The sequence below is a fragment of the Pseudomonas sp. BF-R-24 genome, from assembly GCF_019947335.1.
GTDB lineage: Bacteria > Pseudomonadota > Gammaproteobacteria > Pseudomonadales > Pseudomonadaceae > Aquipseudomonas > Aquipseudomonas jessenii.
In genome coordinates this window covers 14,569-31,852 of the sequence record NZ_JAGYGG010000050.1, presented here as the reverse complement: position 1 = coordinate 31,852, position 17,284 = coordinate 14,569, and the positions used below count along the sequence as shown (strand labels likewise).

Below are 17,284 nucleotides of genomic sequence, written 5' to 3'. Positions count from 1 at the left end.
GCTCGCGATGGACTTGAGGACGCCGCGGGGAATCAGGCACCCGGCGTTATCGTTAACGTCCATCGCGAGCAGGCTCGCTCCTACAGGGAATCAGGACAATCAGTCCTCGAGTGCGCGAACCCGCTCGTGGCGCTGCTGTTCTTCAGGCTGAGCCGACGACTGCAGGGTGAAATCGAAGTCGATTTCGGCAAAGCGACCGCTCACACCATGGGCCGCCGCGCGCTGCTGATCGTCGCTGAAGGTGATTTTGGCGATCAGTTCGTCACGGGTGGCGTAGGCGAAATCGTCATGCAGGTACTGATCGCCGTCAAGGTTGATCTGGGTGGTCAGGTGGCGATGATCCGGCGCGGAAATGAAGAAGTGCACGTGCGCCGGACGCTGGCCATGACGACCCAGTTGATCGAGCAGTTGCTGGGTCGGACCGTCCGGTGGGCAGCCATAGCCCGACGGCACGATGCTGCGGAAACGATAGCGGCCTTCGGCGTCGGTCACGATACGGCGACGCAGGTTGAATTCCGATTGCGTGGTGTCGAAGTACGAGTAGGTGCCACCGGTATTGGCGTGCCAGACGTCTACCACGGCACCGGCCAGGGGTTCGCCAGCGGTGTTGAACACGCGGCCTTGCATGAACAGGGTCACACCCGGATCGACGCCGTCGTCCAGACGCGCTTCGCCTTGCGACAGCGGCGCACCCGCCACGTACAGCGGGCCTTCGATGGTGCGCGGCGTGCCACCGGATTTGCCGGCCTGCTCGTCTTCGGCGTCCATCAGCAGGTCGAGGTAGTGCTCCAGACCGAGACCGGCCACCACCAGCCCGGCTTCCTGGCGAGCGCCCAGCACGTTGAGGTAGTTGACGGCTTTCCAGAACTCTTCCGGGGTCACGGCCAGGTCTTCGATGATGTTCACCGAATCACGCAGGATGCGATAGACCAATGCCTTGGTCCGTGGGTTGCCGGCGTCGTTGAGCAGGCCGCTGGCCTCTTCGAGAAATTTCTGGACTTCGGCAGTGTGGGAAATCTTGACGTTCATTTTGAAGGGTTCCTCATCTTGTAATTATTAGCGTAGCGCTGAACAGGCTGGGCTCAGCGGTCATCGTCACGGATGGAAGAAGGATGCCGGCACATCGCGTCGATTTCGATGGCCATGTACGGGAACAGCGGTAATTGCATCAGCAGGTCATGCAGTTCCTGAACGCTGTCGACATCGAACACGCTGTAGTTGGCGTAGTGCCCGGCGATGCGCCACAGGTGGCGCCACTTGCCCTGCTCTTGCAGGCGCTGGGCCAGGGCTTTCTCGTCAGCCTTGAGTTTGGCTGCCGCTTCGGGATTCATGTCGACCGGCAGATTCACGGTCATTTTTACGTGGAACAGCATAATGCTCTCCTCAGGCTTGATGAATGGCGGTGGATGTCTTGTCGCGGCGGAAGAACGCCAGGCGCTCTTCATCCAGGCTCAGGCCCAGGCCCGGCGTTTTCGGCACGTGCAGTTCAAAATCGCGATACACCAGCGGTTCGCTGAGAATGTCTTCGGTCAGCAGCAACGGGCCGAACAGTTCGGTGTCCCACGCCAGCTTGTTCAGGGTGACGAAGGCATGGGCCGAGGCCATGGTGCCCAGGCCACCTTCAAGCATGGTGCCGCCGTACAGGGCAATACCGGCCGCTTCAGCGATGGAGGCGGTGCGCAATACGGCACGTGGGCCACCATTCTTGGCAATTTTCAGGGCGAACACCGAAGCTGCGCCTTCGCGGGCCAGGTTGAACGCATCTTCCACGCATTCGATGGATTCGTCGGCCATGATCGGCGCCGGGCTCATCGCGTTGAGGCGAGCCATGCCGGCGCGGTTGTTGCGCGAGATCGGCTGTTCGATCAGGTCGATGCCGTTGGTGCCGAGGATCCGGCAGGCCCGCAGCGCCACCGCTTCGTCCCAGGCCTGATTGACGTCGACCCGCACGCTGGCGCGGTCACCCAGGGCCTTCTTGATGGCGATGACGTGGGCCAGGTCGCGGTTGACCTCCCCGGCGCCGATCTTCAGTTTGAAGATGCGGTGGCGACGCAGGTCGAGCATTTTTTCCGCTTCGGCGATGTCCTTCTCGGTGTCGCCGCTGGCCAGGGTCCAGGCCACCGGCAGCGCATCGCGAACACGACCGCCAAGCAATTCGCTGACCGGCAGGCCGAGGCGTTTGCCCAAGGCATCGAGCAGTGCGGTTTCAATACCGGATTTGGCGAAGGTGTTGCCACGAATGCTGCGCTCCAGGCGCAACATGGCCGCGTTGACGTTGTTGCTGTCCTGGCCGATCAACAGTGGCGCGAAGTGCGTGTCGATGTTGGTCTTGATGCTGTCCGGGCTTTCATTGCCGTAAGCCAGACCACCGATGGTGGTGGATTCGCCGATGCCTTCGATGCCGTCGGCGCAACGCACGCGGATGATCACCAGGGTCTGGTTCTGCATGGTGTGCATCGCCAGCTTGTGCGGGCGGATGGTCGGCAGATCGACGATGATCGTCTCGATCGACTCAATGGCTGTTGCAAGCATTTCGATACCCGTCAGGTTCTTGAAGTTCTGGAATCGATTCTCGTACGGCTTTTTTCCTGAAGCCAATATAGAATTGGTCTGACTTGATACCTTAAAGGTATGCAACTGATTGACTGGAGGCCCCATGGAACTGCGGCACCTGCGTTACTTCCAGGTATTGGCTCAAACCCTCAACTTCACCCGCGCGGCCGAGTTGCTGCACATCGCCCAGCCGCCCTTGAGTCGGCAAATCCAGCAACTGGAGGACGAACTGGGGGTGATGCTGCTCGAGCGCGGCCGACCGCTGAAGTTGACCGACGCCGGGCGGTTTTTCCACGAGCACTCCACCGCCCTGCTCGAACAACTGAACAAGGTCTGCGACAACACCCGGCGCATCGGGTTGGGTGAGAAAACCTGGCTGGGTATCGGCTTTGCGCCGTCGACACTGTATGGCGTGCTGCCGGAACTGATCCGCCGGTTACGCAGTGGCGAGCCGCTGGAGCTGGAGCTGGGGCTTTCTGAAATGACCACCCTGCAACAGGTGCAGGCGTTGAAGGCCGGGCGCATCGATATCGGTTTCGGTCGAATCCGTATCGACGACCCGGCCATCGTCCAGACCGTGCTCACCGAAGACCGCCTGGTCGCCGCCCTGCCCGCCGGGCATCCGTTGCTCGCAGGGCCCATCAGTTTGCGGGAACTGGCCAAGGAACCCTTTGTGCTGTACCCCGGCAATCCAAGGCCGAGTTACGCCGACCATGTGATTGCCCTGTTCGAGTCCTACGGCGTGAGCATCCACGTCGCGCAATGGACCAACGAGCTGCAAACGGCGATCGGGTTGGTGGGGGCGGGAATCGGCGTCACGCTGGTACCGGCCTCGGTGCAGTTGCTGCACCGCGACGACATCGGCTTCACCCCGCTGCTGGAAGACAACGCCACCTCGCCGATCATTCTCAGCCGACGGGTGGGCGATGTATCGCCGGGGTTGAACCATTGTTTGCGGATGATTGATGAGCTGCTGCCACCAGCAGCGTAAGGCAATAGAACAGGCGATAATCACCTGTGGCAGCCCGCAACCCGCCCCGTGAAATTCGCAATGAGTGCGATCCAGTTCTCATTTCTGCAAGCGTCTAACGGGTGTTCCCGCCCCAGATCCAGTTCCAGAACCCCGGCAATTCGACCGGCTGCGAACCGTCACGCACGGTGCGCGCCATGGCCGCCCGCTGTAACGCAGCCTGATCGTCGTAAAACGGCTTGTCGGCGGTTTTCACCCCGGTCTCCCGGGCGCTGTCGAGCAGAATCTGCAGGTATTCACGGGTATGCCGGGCGGTATAGCGGTTGAGGTCGTGGAAGGTCACCACCACCGGAATCACGCCATCGACCACCGGCAACTCGCCGCGGGCAATGCGCTCGCGAACTTCGGACATCGAGCGCAGCATGTGCGACCGGCGCCGGGGGCTGGCGTTGAAGCCCCAGATCTTGCCGTCATTGGCGCTCAAGTCGGTGAGCAGTACATGCAGGCCATGCCGCTGATAAGCGGCGAAGGTGCGTTTGTCGTAGTTCCAGAATGGCGGGCGCAACAGGGTTGGCGCAGCGCCGGTAATCGCAGCGATGTCGGCGCTTCCATCGGTGAGGGCCTGCTCCAACACGGGTGGGTCAAGGGAACGATGATTGGTGTGCCGGGGTGTTGCCGTATGAAAGCCCAGGATATGACCTTCGGCATGTTCACGACGCATGATGTCCCGGCCCAATTCGCTGCCACCGGCTCGCGGAGCGCGGGTTTGCACGAAGAACACGGCCTTGATGTCCGATTGCAGCGGGTTTTGCGCCAGGCTCTCCAATACAGTGACGGTCGGATTCCACCAGCTCGATGCACTGGGGCCGTCATCGAAGGTCAGCAGAAACCGGATGGGGGGTTGCGCCTGCAAACGCTGCTCGGTCCGCGGAGTCATTTCGATGGGTGCGGCGATACAGCCGAACAAACCCACTGCCAGGGCGCACACCGTTAAACACTTGAACAATCGTTTCATCTTTTGCCTTGGGCCAGACCATCACGGTCGATACTTCAATGGGCAAGGATCCTTCGCCCGCTCATCCGTCGTCGGCCCGCATCGAGACGACGGGCCGAGGTTGGATAGGGTACACAGGGTTTGGTTCCGGTGCTCGCCAGGCCCGTTTCGCCACGAGCAACTAAACTCAAAGCTTCGGTCGGAGCGTCTTAACCGGAGTGTCAGGCCATGTGCGGACGACTGTCGCAATACCGTGGAATCCACGACTTCGTAGCGGTGCTGAGCATCCCCGACGCGCTGATCAATCGCGTCGGCAACGAACCCCTGGGGCACTACAACGCCGCCCCCACCACGCAACTCGCCCTGCTGCACCTGGAGAACGAGCGGCTGCACGCCGATGCCGTGCGTTGGGGGTGGCGACCGCACTGGGCGACGGATCGCGTGGAGCCGGTCAATGCCCGGGTCGAGAAAGTCGCTCACGGCCCGTACTTTCGGGCGATCTGGCCCCATCGCGCGATCTGCCCGATTGATAACTGGTTCGAATGGGTCGACACCGGCGAGGCCAACAAACAACCGTGGCTGATTCGGCGACGGGACCGCGCCCCGGTTTTCTGCGCGGCCATCGGCCAGTACCCCATCGGCGGAGCGCCCCACAGGGAACACGACGGTTTCGTCATTCTGACGGCCGACAGCTCGGGCGGCATGCTTGACGTGCATGACCGCCGACCGGTGGTGTTCTCACCCGAACTGGCGCGGGAATGGCTGGACCCGGCCACGCCCAGGGAGCGAGCCGAGGAAATGGCGTTATCCCAGGGCGAGGCCAGCGATGTATTCGAGTGGTACAAGGTCGACAGGGCCGTTGGCAATGTCAGGAACCAGGGCGCCACGCTGATCAAGGAAGTCCCATGAACCGATCAACAGCTGTAGGAGCGAGCTTGCTCGTGATGGACTCAAGAGCGCCGCGTTTAGCCAGTAAACACGCGTAATCGTTAACGACCATCGCGAGCAAGCTCGCTCCTACAGCAGCATTACGCTCAATGGCGGGGCTTCGTTGTATTCCCGTGCTGCTCAGAACTTGCGGTCAGGCTCTGACAGTTCCTTACCGTCGTCAGGATGCTTCCAGTCCGGTACCGAACGTTTCTGCTGCTCAATCTCTTCTTCCGTGGGTTCGTCCTCATCTTCTTCCGGGTCCGGTTGCTTGGGTTCATTGGCCATGTTCACCTCTCTTCCTGAAGGGATCGGTCATCAACTTAAGCTTAGATCAGTTCCCCTGCCCCGCTCAGAGCCACCAGCGCAGCAAAAAGAAGAAGCCCATGCTCAACAGCATGCTGAGCAACGTATTGCGCGTGTAGAGCACCAGCCCGACCGCCACCAGCGAGCTGATCAGATAGGGATTGTCCCAGTGCAGATTCAGCTGTTTTTCCGGCATGAACACAATCGGCCCGCAGATGGCAGTCAACATGCCCGGTACGGCAAACCCGAGGAACTGCCGGGCATTGCTGCTCAAGCGTAGCGGCAGTCGCGGTTCCAGAAAAACATAGCGGTTGAGGAACACCAACACGCCCATTCCGATAATCACTGCCCAGACCATCATGTGCGTCCACCGTAGAATTTATTGCAGACAAACCCGGCGGTCATGCCCGCCAGCCCCGACAGCACCAGCGCCGAGCCCCATTGCCAGTAGCTGAACAGCACCGAGCAGAACAGCGACACCGCCACGCACACCACGGTCGGCACATTGCGCACCACCGGGGTGATCAGGGCGATGAAGGTTGCCGCGATGGAGAAATCCAGGCCCAGGTGTTCAAGGCCGGGAATGCTGCTGCCGAGCACAATGCCCGCCAGGGTGAACAGGTTCCAGGCGATGTAGAACGTCAGGCCCACGCCCAGGGCGTACCAGCGGTTGAACTGCTGTTTGTCGTGCTGGCTGGTCAGGGCGAACAACTCATCGGTGAGCAAGAACCCCAGGCCCGCGCGCCAGCGCCCCGGCAATGGCGAAATCACCGAGCGCATGCTCATCCCGTAGAGCAAATGCTGGGAGGTCAGCAGCAGTGTGGTCAGCAAGATCGAAAAAATCCCGGCACCGCCCTTGAGCATGCCGATGGCCACCAGTTGCGCGGCACCGGCAAACACAATGCTCGACAGGCCCTGGCCTTGCAGGGGCGTGAGGTTGGCTTCGATGGCCATGGAACCGGCCAGCAAGCCCCAGGGCGCGGTGGCCAGGGACAACGGCATGATCGCCGCTGCGCCGCGAAAAAAGGCACTGCGCGGCATGATTGAGTTGGACATAACGTTCTACAGACAGGGATAGACCCCAGACTGTGCCAGCAGTCGCGGCCGAAGGCTTGAACAATCTTGCTCACTGATACGTGGCGTGCCATTCATCGGCTGCCCGCTTGATTCGCCAAAGTGCTAGCAACATGATGGCCCTGCATTTTCATCGAGGCAGGCCCTTCATGAGTTCAGTGGAAACCGACAGCGACGTTTATAAAACCCTGCTTGAATCGACCCGGGCGATTCCCTGGCGCATCGACTGGAAAACCATGACGTTCAGCTACATCGGGCCACAGATCGAAGAACTGCTGGGCTGGAAACAGCACAGCTGGGCGTCGGTCAATGACTGGGTCGAGCGCATGCATCCGGATGACCGCGACTACGTGATGGACTTCTGCGTCTCGCAATCGCGCGCCGGTATCGATCACGAGGCCGACTATCGCGCACTCACCGAAAGCGGCGAGTACGTCTGGATCCGCGATGTGGTGCATGTGGTGCGCAAGGACGGCGAAGTCGAGGCGCTGGTAGGTTTCATGTTCGATATCAGCGAGCGCAAGAAAACCGAAGAGCACCTGATCCGCCTGCAAAAGCAGCTTGAAGAGTATTCCTTCCAGGACGGCCTGACCGGCATCGCCAACCGGCGCATGTTCGACACCGTGCTGGAGCGCGAGTGGAACAATGCCCAGCGCACCGGCTTGCCATTGTCGGTGATCGTGCTGGATATCGACTACTTCAAGCAGTACAACGACCATTACGGCCACATCAAGGGCGACGAATGCCTGCGCCGCGTCGCGCAAACCTTGTCTCTGGCGGCGAACCGGCCACGGGATTTCATTGCGCGGATCGGCGGTGAAGAGTTTGTCTGGCTGCTGCCGGAAACCGATGCCGAGTCAGCGCGTCTGGTGGCGCACAAGTGCCTGCACCTGATTCGCCAGCAGCAGATTCCCCATGAATTCTCGAACGTGTCGAAGCTGCTGAGTATCAGCCTCGGCGTCGGCACCACCCTGGCGTCGATGCACGCGACGGCCCTGGAATTCGTCGAACAGGTCGATCATCTGCTGTACAAGGCCAAGCACAATGGCCGAATGCGCGCCGAGTACGCCGATTTTCGTGATTGACAAACGGCGCGCCGGCTTTTAAAACTGAGCGCCTCACTCAGGGTGTAAGCAAGTATGTCCGCAACCTTCAATCTCGACTCTTCCGTCATTGGCTTGATTACCAAGGCGCAAGGTTGCGTTGCGCACGCCCTCAAATCGAAGAAACAGTCGCTCATGTGACCGGGGCGCGCTGTCCCGTCAGATGAGCTGACAGGACATTGAGCGCGACGGACCACCCTCCCCTTGCTTACTCTCCTTCCATGCCCCTGACGGTGACGAAATCGGTCAACCATCAGGAGAAAGTGCATGTCAGCGTTTCAAGGTATCTGGGTTCCACTGGTCACACCATTCCACAACGGCGCCATCGATTTTGTCGGCTTGCGCCGGCTGGTCAGCCATCTGCTGGAAAAAGGTGTCGACGGTCTCATCGTTTGCGGCACCACCGGCGAACCGGCGGCGATGGGCAAGCATGAGCAACTGGCGGTGCTCGATGCGGTGCTGGAACTGGCGCCGGCGCAACAGGTGGTCATGGGCCTGGCCGGTAACAACCTGACCGAGTTGTTGCAGTTCCAGAGCGAGATCCTCAAGCGCCCGGTGGCTGGCCTGCTGGTGCCGGCACCGTATTACATCCGCCCTTCCCAGGCCGGCCTCGAAGCGTTTTTCCGCACGGTCGCCGATGCCTCCAGCGTACCGCTGATTCTCTACGACATCCCATACCGTACCGGCGTGGCCTTCGAACAGGCGACCCTGCTCAACATCGTCGCCCACGAGCGGATCGTCGCCATCAAGGATTGCGGCGGTAATTTTTCCAACACCCTCGCCTTGCTCAACAGCGGCCTTGTCGACGTGCTGTGCGGCGAAGACAACCAGATCTTCAATGCCCTGTGCCTGGGCGCCAAAGGTGCGATTGCCGCGTCGGCGCATGTCCATCCCGAACTGTTCGTGCAGTTGCACCGGCAAATCCGCGACAACCAATTGGCCGAAGGCCGCGCCACGTTTTTCCGTTTGCTGCCACTGATCAACAGCCTGTTCCTGGAGCCCAACCCGGCCCCGGTGAAAACCGCACTGGCCCTGCAAGGCTTGATCGGTGACGAACTGCGCGCGCCCATGCAACGCAGCAGTGAACCGATGACCGAGCGTTTGAAGGGTGTACTCAGCGCATTGGGCCGCGACAATCGATAGAGCAACGGCCTGCGGCCCGAGTAACATGGAGCGATTCGTTCAGCCTTCAGGGGCACCGACATGCTGTACCGAATCGCCGCCGACGGGCTGATGCTGTTTCACTTGCTGTTCATCGTGTTTGTGTTGTTCGGCGGGTTGCTGGTGCTCAAATGGCGCCACCTGATCTGGTGGCACCCACCGGCCGCGCTGTGGGGTATGGCGGTGGAGTTCTTCCACCTGCCCTGCCCGCTGACCGACTGGGAAAACCGCATGCGCCATGACGCCGGGCAAACCGGCTATGGCGGAGGATTCATCGAGCATTACATTTGGCCGGTGATTTACCCGGCGGGGCTGACGCCGGCTATTCAACTGTGGCTGGCCGCTGTGGTACTGGCACTCAATGTGCTGGTTTATCTTCGAGTGTTCAGGAAATGGAAGTGCCTCTGAAGGATCGCAGTCTGCGGCCGCTCCCTTTCCAGAGCAAAGAGTTGAATCGGGTGATTAATTTGTAGGAACCGACTCACTCGATAAATGGAAAAGGAGCTGAAAACGCAGGAAAAATCCGACTTAACAATCCATCTACAATCGTCAACAGTACCCCCCCTATTACGGAAAATTTAAACTGCAAAGGGGGCATCATGAGTCGCACCACACCGTCAGTCACTGGCGACGCTTCGACATTCGATCGATTACGAGCTATCTGGAAAGAAATCCTCAACCACCAGGCCATCTCGGCCGACAGCCATTTTTTTGAATGCGGCGCGACTTCCCTGTCGGTCATGATGCTGCTTGGCAAAATTGCCAACCTGTTCAATGTTGACCTGCCCCCCAAAGATATTTTCGACCATCCGACGCTGGCTCAGCAGACGAGGCTGCTCAACGGCAGCGCACGCCAGGGTAGTGAAAACAGCCTATTGCTGGACGCCCACGTCTGGCGCAAGCGAGAAGGTGAAGATACGCCCGGACTGGCTCAACGCGAGATCCTTGAAAAGCCCAACGAAACCCCAGCCTATCTGGAAAATGTGGTGCTGGCGTTTTACATTCGCGGCGAATGTTCAGTGGCCAGGGTTCGCGAAGCCTTCGGCGCCGTACTTGAACAGCAACCGGCGTTACGTTGCAGTTTCGAATTCAACGCTCACGATCAGTGGCGTCGTTCACAACACGCCCTGGATGAGTTCCCGTTGCCTTTTCACCTGATAAACCTGGCGCTTGAAAGCGATATCAGCCGAACCGTGACAGATCTGATCGCTGAAGAAACAGTGACCGCTTTTGACCTGAAACATCCACCGTTGATCCGGGCAACCTACCTTGAATGCCAAGGGACTGACGACGTGCTGATCATCACTGCCCATCACATTGCATTCGATGGCTGGTCAGGTGCGGTACTGATGGACCAGCTTTGCGCGCACTATCAGTCATTACTCGCCACCGGCGTGCCTGACAAAGCCAAATACTGCCTGCAATACGCAGATTATACCGATGCCCAACATCAACGTTTGGCTGAAAACCTGCTGGATAGACATAACGATTTTTGGCAAGAGACACTGAAACAACTGCCCGAACCCTTTCCACTGCGCGGCGCTATTGAGCGGCCTCGGCAATTTACCTATCGCAGTGCCGTTCTACCGCTCAACCTGGATGCGCAATACCCCGCAATCGCGCAATTGTGCAGCCGAACAGGCTTCAGCCTTTATACCGTTATCCTCACTGCGTTCTTGGTTTCTCTCGCCAGAAACACAGGCACGATCGACCTCTACGTACGCTCTCCAGTAGCCAACCGGACCGACGCGGCCCTGGAGCCGGTAGTGGGGTATTTTGTTCACCCCATGGTGATTCGCCCCCGGCTTTGTGAATGGTCTCCTTCTCTGTTGCTGCTGGAGCAGGTCAACCATTGCGTGTTGGATGCCTATGGCCACGCCATGCTGCCGCCGCATATTTTTGAGGCGCACTGCTCGCCCCGCGCTGTCGCTTACGGCTCCCGATTTCCCTATTGGTATAACCACCATAACTATCCCTCGCGGCAGCGCCAATTAGGCACATCACAGCTCCACGGTATCGGGGTTCCATCCAGCGGGATCAAGACCGATGTTTCGCTTAACACACTTCGTACCGAAAGCGGATTGGTCGGAAGTCTTTCCTACTACCGTGACGCCATTTCTGAAGATTGTGTGCAAGCCCTGTTGGTCAGTTTCAAGCAGGTATTGAATGAGTTACTTGCCATCCCACCCGGCGTACTTGTCGGCGACAGCACCAACTTCAACCAGGAAGGCACCGGTAACCAGGCAACCGGGTTGCAGCAATAATCGCGTAGTGGCCCTTGTGGGGATGGTCGCGATCTTTATTGCCGCATACGGAACACAGGGAACGCATATTCTTCTGTAGATACCGTATGGCCCCTCAAGAATTTTGCACATGCTGTCGACAGAAGACCCGGCGCTGCTCGAGGCCATCCGCGAAACCGGCAACCTGTCGCGGGCGGCGGCACACCTGGGCAAAGCGCCGTCGACCGCCGCCGCTACCGTTTGCAACTGACCCCGGCAGGCGAGCTGCTGGTCAACTAAGCGGCGCGGCTGATGCAGGACGTCTCGCGCCCGACCCAACAGGTCCAGCAAGTCGCCTATGGCTGGGAGAGCCGCTTGTGGATCGTCACCGACGAACTGCTGGAGTTCGAGACCTTGATTCCGGTGATCGACGAACTCGACGCACTGCACAATCCGGCGTATCGCTGCGCATAACCCAGGAAGTGCTCAAAGGAGCCTGGGGAGGCCCTGCGCGAAGGCCGCGCGGACAATGCGCGCAAAAATCCTCGCCAAGTGCAATGCACTGGTGGTGGGCTGGCTGCTAAGGAACCGGCTCACTGCTGAAAAACGGCACGCTGGTTGAAAAGCCAATGGCCGACCCGCGAGAGCCGAACATCCTGTATGCCGGTTGGCGTGGCGACCATGACGGTCGCGCCCTGGGCTGGTGGCTGGAGCAGCTGAAGAAATCGTACCTGGCTACCCGACTGGTCCAGGGAACGGACCGGTTTGTCTGACGCCCGACGTTCAGTTGGCGATCACGCTCATGTTTCGCCCACTGGCCTTGGCCACGTACAGCGCCTTGTCTGCCGCACCAATCAGGTCTTCGGGGCGGACCGGGGACGCGGCATTGCTGGCACAGACGCCGACACTGACAGTCACGGTGCCTTCCGGGCTGTCACTGTGGGCAATGTCGGCCTGCAGTACCGCACGGCGGATTTTCTCCGCCACCAGAAATGCCCCCACATAGTCGCTGCCGGGCAGCACCACGGCAAACTCTTCGCCACCATAGCGGGCGGCCAGGTCACCGGGACGCTTGATGCTGTCCGTGATGATCGCACTGACCTTGCGCAAACACTCGTCACCGGCCAGGTGGCCGTAGCGGTCGTTGAACGGTTTGAAATGGTCGACATCAATCATCAACAGCGCCAATTCGGACTGGCTGCGTCGGGCACGGCCCATTTCGGCATCGATGAAAGCGTCGAGCTGACGGCGGTTGGCCAGCCCCGTCAGCGCGTCCTTCAGGGCCAGGCCTTCGAGGTTGCGATTGACCTCCAGGAGCTTGTCCTGGGTGTCCAGCAACTCGACCTGCACCAGGTTCTGCTGTTTCATCAGTTTGATAAGCCGAAACCCCAATACCCCGAGAAAACCCAGCAACAGCGTGACGATGCCGGTGCTGAGCAGCGTCTCCTTGCGCCAGCTGCCGAGCACTTCATCCTTGTTCAACGCGGTAAAAACGATCAGCGGATAACCCTCGACCCGGCGATACCCTATCACCCGCTCGACACCGTCGATGATCGACCTGATCGTCGCCGTACCCGCGTCGCCCTTGGGCAACAACTGGGTGAACAACGGGCTCTTGGCGAGGCTGGTGCCGATGTCCGCCTCCTTGAAGGGTCTGCGAATGACAATGCTGGCATTGTCGGCGATCAGGTTGATCACGCCGTTACTGCCCATGTCGATACTGTCGTAGAGCTGCAGGAAATGGCTGAGGTAAATCGTCGCCACCGCCACCCCGGCAAAGCTGCCGTCGGGATGATTGACCCGGCGCGAAACCGTCATGATCCATTCACCGCTCGAACGGCTCTTGATCGACGGCCCGATGTGCGGCCCACGACTGGGGTTATCGCGATGGAAGGTGAAGTATTCGCGGTCGGAATTGTTGACGCCGGTTTGGCCGGCGCCGTTGGAATTGGCGATCCATTGCCCTTTTTCGTCGAAAACGAACACGCCATGGAGCTGACTCAACTCACTGCGCTGGGCATTGAGCAATGCCGGCAGCCGGGATTGATCCACACCCTCGTGCTCCAGCCGATCGACCAGGGTGAACAACAGTGTGTCGGCCTGCTTGATCGTTGCCTGCGCTTGCGATGCCAGGGTCTGCGCAAGGTTGGACATCGTCACTTCCTTGTCATGCAGGTAGTACTGGCGCGAGCTCCAGGCTTCCCAGATCACGATAGCCACCATCGACAGGCACACTGCGAGCAGCAGGATCACCGCCGAGCGGACCTTGAGCCGGGGCACGGCTGGCCGGAGCATTTCAATATGATCGTTGATCGATGGATGTCCCATGGTGCTCCCTGATTGTCTGTGACAGGGCGATACTTCCTGATCGCCTCTTTTGCACTATGCCTGATACAGGCTCGCAATGATGTTAGCGCGACGCCTGCTTTACCGCCTCCAGCCACGCCGGATCCAGCCGCGTCTGTTCGGTGTCGATGCCCAGCGCTTGCATTCGTTCCTTGTGCTGATCCATTTCGCGGAGCAACTGGCCGTGGTCGCTGGAGTTGCCATCGAGTTGATGCATCTGGTTCAACCCCAAATGGTAGAAACGCAACAGCTTCATCGCAACCGAATCGCCCTTTTCCACGGCCGTCGTTACATGATGCATGACATTGGTAACGCTCATCAGGCTGCGCTTGAGTTGCCAACTGTAGACCGCCGGCGCCATCCATTCCTGGCGCCAGAACACCTTGCGCATCAACGCTGCCATCGCCAGCACCGCAACGAACACGCCACCGGCATTGAAGCGCAGATTGTCGCCTCCCGGCGTGCCGAACAGAGCCACCGCCGCCGTGGACAGCACCATCGCCAACGCCAGAAAGATCAGGGCAATGATGACCGTGCTGCGCCGGGTCTGTTGCCGGTAGGTCTGGGCGTTCATCGGCTGGATTTCGAACATTGCGTCGGGTTTCCTGAGCTTCAATGGTAAAAAGGGGTCTGAGGCAAAAAGACTGCGGGCCATTATCGCCTCTGCGCGGGATTTAGCTATGCTGGGGCTCCTTTTCATCTTTTCATCGTCAAGCAGGGACATGGCGAGACAGCGCAGTTCGTGCCATCTTCTTTCATGAATACACATTATTCGGATGCCATTCGTTGTTGTTGTGTGAATGACATCGTTTTAAGGATCATTGAATGACCCAACGCCAAGTTATCAACGCCTCCGTCAGTCCCAAAGGCAGCCTGGAAACACTCTCGCAACGGGAAGTCCAGCAATTGAGCGAAGCCGGTTCCGGCAGCACCTACACCCTCTTCCGCCAGTGCGCCCTGGCCATCCTCAACACCGGCGCCCATGTCGACAACGCCAAGACCATCCTTGAAGCCTACAAGGATTTTGAAATCCGCATTCACCAGCAGGACCGTGGCGTGCGCCTGGAACTGCTGAACGCCCCGGCCGACGCCTTCGTCGACGGTGAAATGATCGCCAGCACCCGGGAAATGCTGTTCAGCGCCCTGCGTGACATCGTCTACACCGAAAACGAACTCGACAGCCAACGCATCGACCTGAGCAGCTCCCAGGGCATCAGCGATTACGTCTTCCACCTGCTGCGCAACGCCCGCACCCTGCGCCCTGGCGTCGAGCCGAAGATCGTGGTGTGCTGGGGCGGGCACTCGATCAACACCGAAGAATACAAATACACCAAGAAAGTCGGCCACGAACTGGGCCTGCGCAGCCTGGACATCTGCACCGGTTGCGGCCCCGGCGTGATGAAAGGCCCGATGAAAGGCGCCACCATCGCCCACGCCAAGCAACGCATCCACGGCGGCCGCTACCTGGGCCTGACCGAACCCGGAATCATCGCCGCCGAGGCGCCGAACCCGATCGTCAACGAACTGGTGATCCTGCCGGACATCGAAAAACGCCTGGAAGCCTTCGTCCGCGTCGGCCACGGCATCATCATCTTCCCGGGCGGCGCCGGTACGGCCGAAGAGTTCCTGTACCTGCTGGGCATCCTGATGCACCCGGGCAATGAAGGCCTGCCCTTCCCGGTCATCCTCACCGGGCCGAAACACGCCGCGCCGTACCTGGAACAACTGGACGCATTCGTCGGTGCGACCCTGGGCGAAACCGCCAAGCAGCACTACCAGATCATCATCGATGACCCGGCCGAAGTGGCGCGGCAGATGACCCAGGGCCTCAAGGCGGTCAAGCAGTTCCGCCGCGAGCGCAACGACGCGTTCCACTTCAACTGGCTGCTGAAAATCGACGAAGGCTTCCAGCGCCCGTTCGACCCGACCCACGAAAACATGGCCAACCTGAAACTGAGCCTCGACCTGCCGTCCCACGAACTGGCAGCGAACCTGCGCCGCGCGTTCTCCGGCATCGTCGCCGGCAACGTCAAGGACAAGGGCATCCGCCTGATCGAAGAACACGGGCCGTACCAGATCCGTGGCGACGCGGCGATCATGCAACCGCTGGACCTGCTGCTCAAAGCCTTCGTCGCCCAACACCGGATGAAACTGCCGGGCGGCGCGGCGTATGTGCCGTGTTATCGGGTGGTGGCATAACCCTTTCGGTGTAATAACGCCGACATGAGCTTTACCGTCGCGAGCCGCAGTGAAAGCTGCGGTTCGCGGCACTCTATGGAAAGAAAAAAATGCGCCAACGTAATTCCGCCAGACTGCTGGTGATCAATCCCTCGCAACAGGTTCTGCTGTTTCACTTCCAACACAAAAACGATGCCCTCGCTGGCCAAAGCCACTGGGCGACACCCGGTGGGGGGCTTGAACAGGGTGAATCCTTTGAGGTTGCGGCGGTTCGTGAACTGTTTGAAGAGACGGGTTTACGCATCGACACGGTGGGTCCGAGCGTTGCAGAACGCAGTTTTCCGATGATGCTGCCAAGCGGCGAAACGGTGTTGTCCGTTGAGCGCTATTTCGTGGTTCATACCGACAGTGAACACCTGTCCCGTGAGGGATGGACGGCTAACGAAGTCCGGGTAATGGCTGACCATAAATGGTGGTCGGTGGCAGAGCTGCAAGAGACCCGAGAAACGGTGTGGCCGGAGCAGTTGATCACGATGCTGGAAAACGCCTGAAGCGTGCAAGCGAACACAACACCTGTGGCGAGGGGGCTTGCCCCCGTTCGGCTGCGCAGCAGTCGCAAATCCATTCAGCGCGGTCAGCCTGAAAAACCGCATTGCCTGATTTTGGGGCCGCTACGCAGCCCAACGGGGGCAAGCCCCCTCGCCACAAAGGTTCTGTGTTTAGTCCAATGGGGCAACATTATCCAGAGCGCGGTTGACCGCCAGGTCCGCCAGCATGATCACCTGCTGGATACCCAACAGCATGCTGCGTTGCGGGCCGTCCAGAAACGTGGCGAAATCAGTCGCCATCACGCTTGCTGAAGCCAGCGATTCACAGGCGTGGGCCAACAGGGTTTCGGTGTCGATGTTCGGGGCGATGACGAACATCGTGCTGGGATTGTGGGGGGCGATGCTTTTGAGGATGGCAGGTTTCAGGTGGATAGTTGATGCACGCTGACTGGTATCGGCTTTTGATTCGGGGGGATTGGGTGTGGGTTTGACCATGACGAAGCTCCTTGATTGATGGAGCCGCCACAATTCGCTGCGAAGCGAAGAAGGTGGCGGCCATACGCGGGTTCGCAGACCGGGAATCAAGGAACCCGGCAGACCCGAAAGTCTCCCGCGCACAGCCGCCATAACGCAAAACAGTGGGCGAACAAAAGCGCCAACTGCAAGGAAACGGTGGCGCTGAGCGCCTTGATTAACCTGGGCTGCGAAACCCGATCGCTGAATTTGCAGCGACCCGGCAACGATAGAATCAGGGTCCAAGGCCCACAAGCCGGCGGATTCTGGCGTAGTTGTAGGCAACGACGCAAGGCGGTGTAGCCTCACTCCTGGTCCTACAGCCGCCTCTGACATCCACAAATTCCTGTGGTGTGAGCCAAAGGATTATCGTTGGTTGTAAGACCGCC

18 protein-coding genes and 1 pseudogene are annotated in these 17,284 nt (G+C 59.7%); 9 read left to right on the top strand and 10 right to left on the bottom strand.

What is annotated here, in order from left to right:
- Positions 1–99 precede the first annotated feature (99 nt).
- Genes catA through KGA98_RS26000 form a run of 3 tightly spaced genes read right to left on the bottom strand, consistent with a single transcriptional unit; the run spans position 100 to position 2,532 of the window.
- Positions 100–1,029, bottom strand: a complete 930-nt coding sequence (catA, locus tag KGA98_RS26010; protein ID WP_057715471.1) for a catechol 1,2-dioxygenase — start codon at positions 1,027–1,029, stop codon at positions 100–102.
- Positions 1,030–1,082: 53 nt separating this feature from the next.
- Entirely contained in the window at positions 1,083–1,373 is a 291-nt protein-coding gene (gene catC / locus KGA98_RS26005; protein WP_008053771.1) for a muconolactone Delta-isomerase, read from the bottom strand.
- 10 nt (positions 1,374–1,383) lie between these two features.
- A complete protein-coding gene (locus KGA98_RS26000; RefSeq protein WP_174245512.1) occupies positions 1,384–2,532 on the bottom strand; it encodes a muconate cycloisomerase family protein in 1,149 nt (382 codons plus the stop codon).
- 124 nt (positions 2,533–2,656) lie between these two features.
- Here KGA98_RS26000 and KGA98_RS25995 point away from each other — a divergent pair, with 124 nt between their 5' ends.
- Positions 2,657–3,544, top strand: coding sequence for a LysR family transcriptional regulator (locus KGA98_RS25995; protein WP_057715474.1), 888 nt, complete (start codon positions 2,657–2,659; stop codon positions 3,542–3,544).
- Positions 3,545–3,638: 94 nt separating this feature from the next.
- On the opposite strand, the gene KGA98_RS25990 is transcribed toward KGA98_RS25995, so the two are convergent.
- Positions 3,639–4,538 carry a polysaccharide deacetylase family protein gene (locus tag KGA98_RS25990; protein WP_057715475.1) on the bottom strand — a complete coding sequence of 300 codons (900 nt, stop codon included), beginning with the start codon at positions 4,536–4,538 and terminating at the stop codon, positions 3,639–3,641.
- A 207-nt stretch (positions 4,539–4,745) separates the two neighbouring features.
- On the opposite strand from KGA98_RS25990, the gene KGA98_RS25985 reads away from it, so the two are divergent.
- A complete protein-coding gene (locus tag KGA98_RS25985; RefSeq protein ID WP_150814970.1) occupies positions 4,746–5,426 on the top strand; it encodes an SOS response-associated peptidase family protein in 681 nt (226 codons plus the stop codon).
- A gap of 159 nt (positions 5,427–5,585) precedes the next feature.
- Here KGA98_RS25985 and KGA98_RS25980 read toward each other — a convergent pair whose 3' ends face one another.
- The 3 genes from KGA98_RS25980 to KGA98_RS25970 form a co-directional block, all read right to left on the bottom strand.
- Complete coding sequence (locus KGA98_RS25980) at positions 5,586–5,732, bottom strand: hypothetical protein (RefSeq protein WP_167362858.1); 147 nt, start codon at positions 5,730–5,732, stop codon at positions 5,586–5,588.
- Positions 5,733–5,796: 64 nt separating this feature from the next.
- Positions 5,797–6,108, bottom strand: coding sequence for an AzlD domain-containing protein (locus KGA98_RS25975; RefSeq protein ID WP_167362889.1), 312 nt, complete (start codon positions 6,106–6,108; stop codon positions 5,797–5,799).
- Positions 6,108–6,806, bottom strand: coding sequence for an AzlC family ABC transporter permease (locus KGA98_RS25970; protein WP_150814971.1), 699 nt, complete (start codon positions 6,804–6,806; stop codon positions 6,108–6,110). The genes KGA98_RS25975 and KGA98_RS25970 overlap by 1 nt, the downstream gene beginning before the upstream one ends.
- Positions 6,807–6,973: 167 nt before the next feature.
- On the opposite strand from KGA98_RS25970, the gene KGA98_RS25965 reads away from it, so the two are divergent.
- The 5 genes and pseudogenes from KGA98_RS25965 (at position 6,974) to KGA98_RS28595 (ending at position 12,083) form a co-directional block, all read left to right on the top strand.
- On the top strand, positions 6,974–7,909 hold the full coding sequence (locus KGA98_RS25965) for a sensor domain-containing diguanylate cyclase (protein ID WP_090457832.1): 936 nt from the start codon (positions 6,974–6,976) through the stop codon (positions 7,907–7,909).
- A 285-nt stretch (positions 7,910–8,194) separates the two neighbouring features.
- Positions 8,195–9,070 (top strand): 4-hydroxy-tetrahydrodipicolinate synthase, encoded by an 876-nt coding sequence (dapA, locus tag KGA98_RS25960; protein ID WP_150814972.1) that lies wholly within the window; start codon positions 8,195–8,197, stop codon positions 9,068–9,070.
- Positions 9,071–9,130: 60 nt separating this feature from the next.
- Positions 9,131–9,496 carry a DUF2784 domain-containing protein gene (locus KGA98_RS25955; RefSeq protein ID WP_102672564.1) on the top strand — a complete coding sequence of 122 codons (366 nt, stop codon included), beginning with the start codon at positions 9,131–9,133 and terminating at the stop codon, positions 9,494–9,496.
- A gap of 191 nt (positions 9,497–9,687) precedes the next feature.
- Positions 9,688–11,352 (top strand): condensation domain-containing protein, encoded by a 1,665-nt coding sequence (locus KGA98_RS25950; RefSeq protein WP_218543901.1) that lies wholly within the window; start codon positions 9,688–9,690, stop codon positions 11,350–11,352.
- Positions 11,353–11,461: 109 nt separating this feature from the next.
- Positions 11,462–12,083: pseudogene (locus KGA98_RS28595) on the top strand (hypothetical protein).
- Positions 12,084–12,093: 10 nt separating this feature from the next.
- Here KGA98_RS28595 and KGA98_RS25935 read toward each other — a convergent pair.
- Positions 12,094–13,638, bottom strand: coding sequence for a sensor domain-containing diguanylate cyclase (locus tag KGA98_RS25935; RefSeq protein WP_102672566.1), 1,545 nt, complete (start codon positions 13,636–13,638; stop codon positions 12,094–12,096).
- A gap of 82 nt (positions 13,639–13,720) precedes the next feature.
- A complete protein-coding gene (locus tag KGA98_RS25930; RefSeq protein WP_150814691.1) occupies positions 13,721–14,248 on the bottom strand; it encodes a DUF3087 family protein in 528 nt (175 codons plus the stop codon).
- A 233-nt stretch (positions 14,249–14,481) separates the two neighbouring features.
- On the opposite strand from KGA98_RS25930, the gene ppnN reads away from it, so the two are divergent.
- Both ppnN and KGA98_RS25920 read left to right on the top strand, forming a co-directional pair.
- Complete coding sequence (gene ppnN / locus KGA98_RS25925) at positions 14,482–15,855, top strand: nucleotide 5'-monophosphate nucleosidase PpnN (RefSeq protein ID WP_057715483.1); 1,374 nt, start codon at positions 14,482–14,484, stop codon at positions 15,853–15,855.
- 89 nt (positions 15,856–15,944) lie between these two features.
- Positions 15,945–16,385: an NUDIX hydrolase gene (locus KGA98_RS25920; protein WP_150814692.1), complete on the top strand. Its 441-nt coding sequence runs from the start codon at positions 15,945–15,947 to the stop codon at positions 16,383–16,385.
- 168 nt (positions 16,386–16,553) lie between these two features.
- Here KGA98_RS25920 and KGA98_RS25915 read toward each other — a convergent pair whose 3' ends face one another.
- Positions 16,554–16,877 (bottom strand): DUF6124 family protein, encoded by a 324-nt coding sequence (locus KGA98_RS25915; RefSeq protein ID WP_150814693.1) that lies wholly within the window; start codon positions 16,875–16,877, stop codon positions 16,554–16,556.
- Positions 16,878–17,284: the final 407 nt, after the last annotated feature.

Excerpts from the sequence above, each read along its gene's own strand:
- catA (WP_057715471.1), bottom strand. The coding sequence starts at position 1,029 with ATGAACGTCAAGATTTCCCACACTGCCGAAGTCCAGAAATTTCTCGAA.
- catC (WP_008053771.1), bottom strand. The coding sequence starts at position 1,373 with ATGCTGTTCCACGTAAAAATGACCGTGAATCTGCCGGTCGACATGAAT.
- KGA98_RS26000 (WP_174245512.1), bottom strand. The coding sequence starts at position 2,532 with ATGCTTGCAACAGCCATTGAGTCGATCGAGACGATCATCGTCGATCTG.
- KGA98_RS25995 (WP_057715474.1), top strand. The coding sequence starts at position 2,657 with ATGGAACTGCGGCACCTGCGTTACTTCCAGGTATTGGCTCAAACCCTC.
- KGA98_RS25990 (WP_057715475.1), bottom strand. The coding sequence starts at position 4,538 with ATGAAACGATTGTTCAAGTGTTTAACGGTGTGCGCCCTGGCAGTGGGT.
- KGA98_RS25985 (WP_150814970.1), top strand. The coding sequence starts at position 4,746 with ATGTGCGGACGACTGTCGCAATACCGTGGAATCCACGACTTCGTAGCG.
- KGA98_RS25980 (WP_167362858.1), bottom strand. The coding sequence starts at position 5,732 with ATGGCCAATGAACCCAAGCAACCGGACCCGGAAGAAGATGAGGACGAA.
- KGA98_RS25975 (WP_167362889.1), bottom strand. The coding sequence starts at position 6,108 with ATGGTCTGGGCAGTGATTATCGGAATGGGCGTGTTGGTGTTCCTCAAC.
- KGA98_RS25970 (WP_150814971.1), bottom strand. The coding sequence starts at position 6,806 with ATGTCCAACTCAATCATGCCGCGCAGTGCCTTTTTTCGCGGCGCAGCG.
- KGA98_RS25965 (WP_090457832.1), top strand. The coding sequence starts at position 6,974 with ATGAGTTCAGTGGAAACCGACAGCGACGTTTATAAAACCCTGCTTGAA.
- dapA (WP_150814972.1), top strand. The coding sequence starts at position 8,195 with ATGTCAGCGTTTCAAGGTATCTGGGTTCCACTGGTCACACCATTCCAC.
- KGA98_RS25955 (WP_102672564.1), top strand. The coding sequence starts at position 9,131 with ATGCTGTACCGAATCGCCGCCGACGGGCTGATGCTGTTTCACTTGCTG.
- KGA98_RS25950 (WP_218543901.1), top strand. The coding sequence starts at position 9,688 with ATGAGTCGCACCACACCGTCAGTCACTGGCGACGCTTCGACATTCGAT.
- KGA98_RS25935 (WP_102672566.1), bottom strand. The coding sequence starts at position 13,638 with ATGGGACATCCATCGATCAACGATCATATTGAAATGCTCCGGCCAGCC.
- KGA98_RS25930 (WP_150814691.1), bottom strand. The coding sequence starts at position 14,248 with ATGTTCGAAATCCAGCCGATGAACGCCCAGACCTACCGGCAACAGACC.
- ppnN (WP_057715483.1), top strand. The coding sequence starts at position 14,482 with ATGACCCAACGCCAAGTTATCAACGCCTCCGTCAGTCCCAAAGGCAGC.
- KGA98_RS25920 (WP_150814692.1), top strand. The coding sequence starts at position 15,945 with ATGCGCCAACGTAATTCCGCCAGACTGCTGGTGATCAATCCCTCGCAA.
- KGA98_RS25915 (WP_150814693.1), bottom strand. The coding sequence starts at position 16,877 with ATGGTCAAACCCACACCCAATCCCCCCGAATCAAAAGCCGATACCAGT.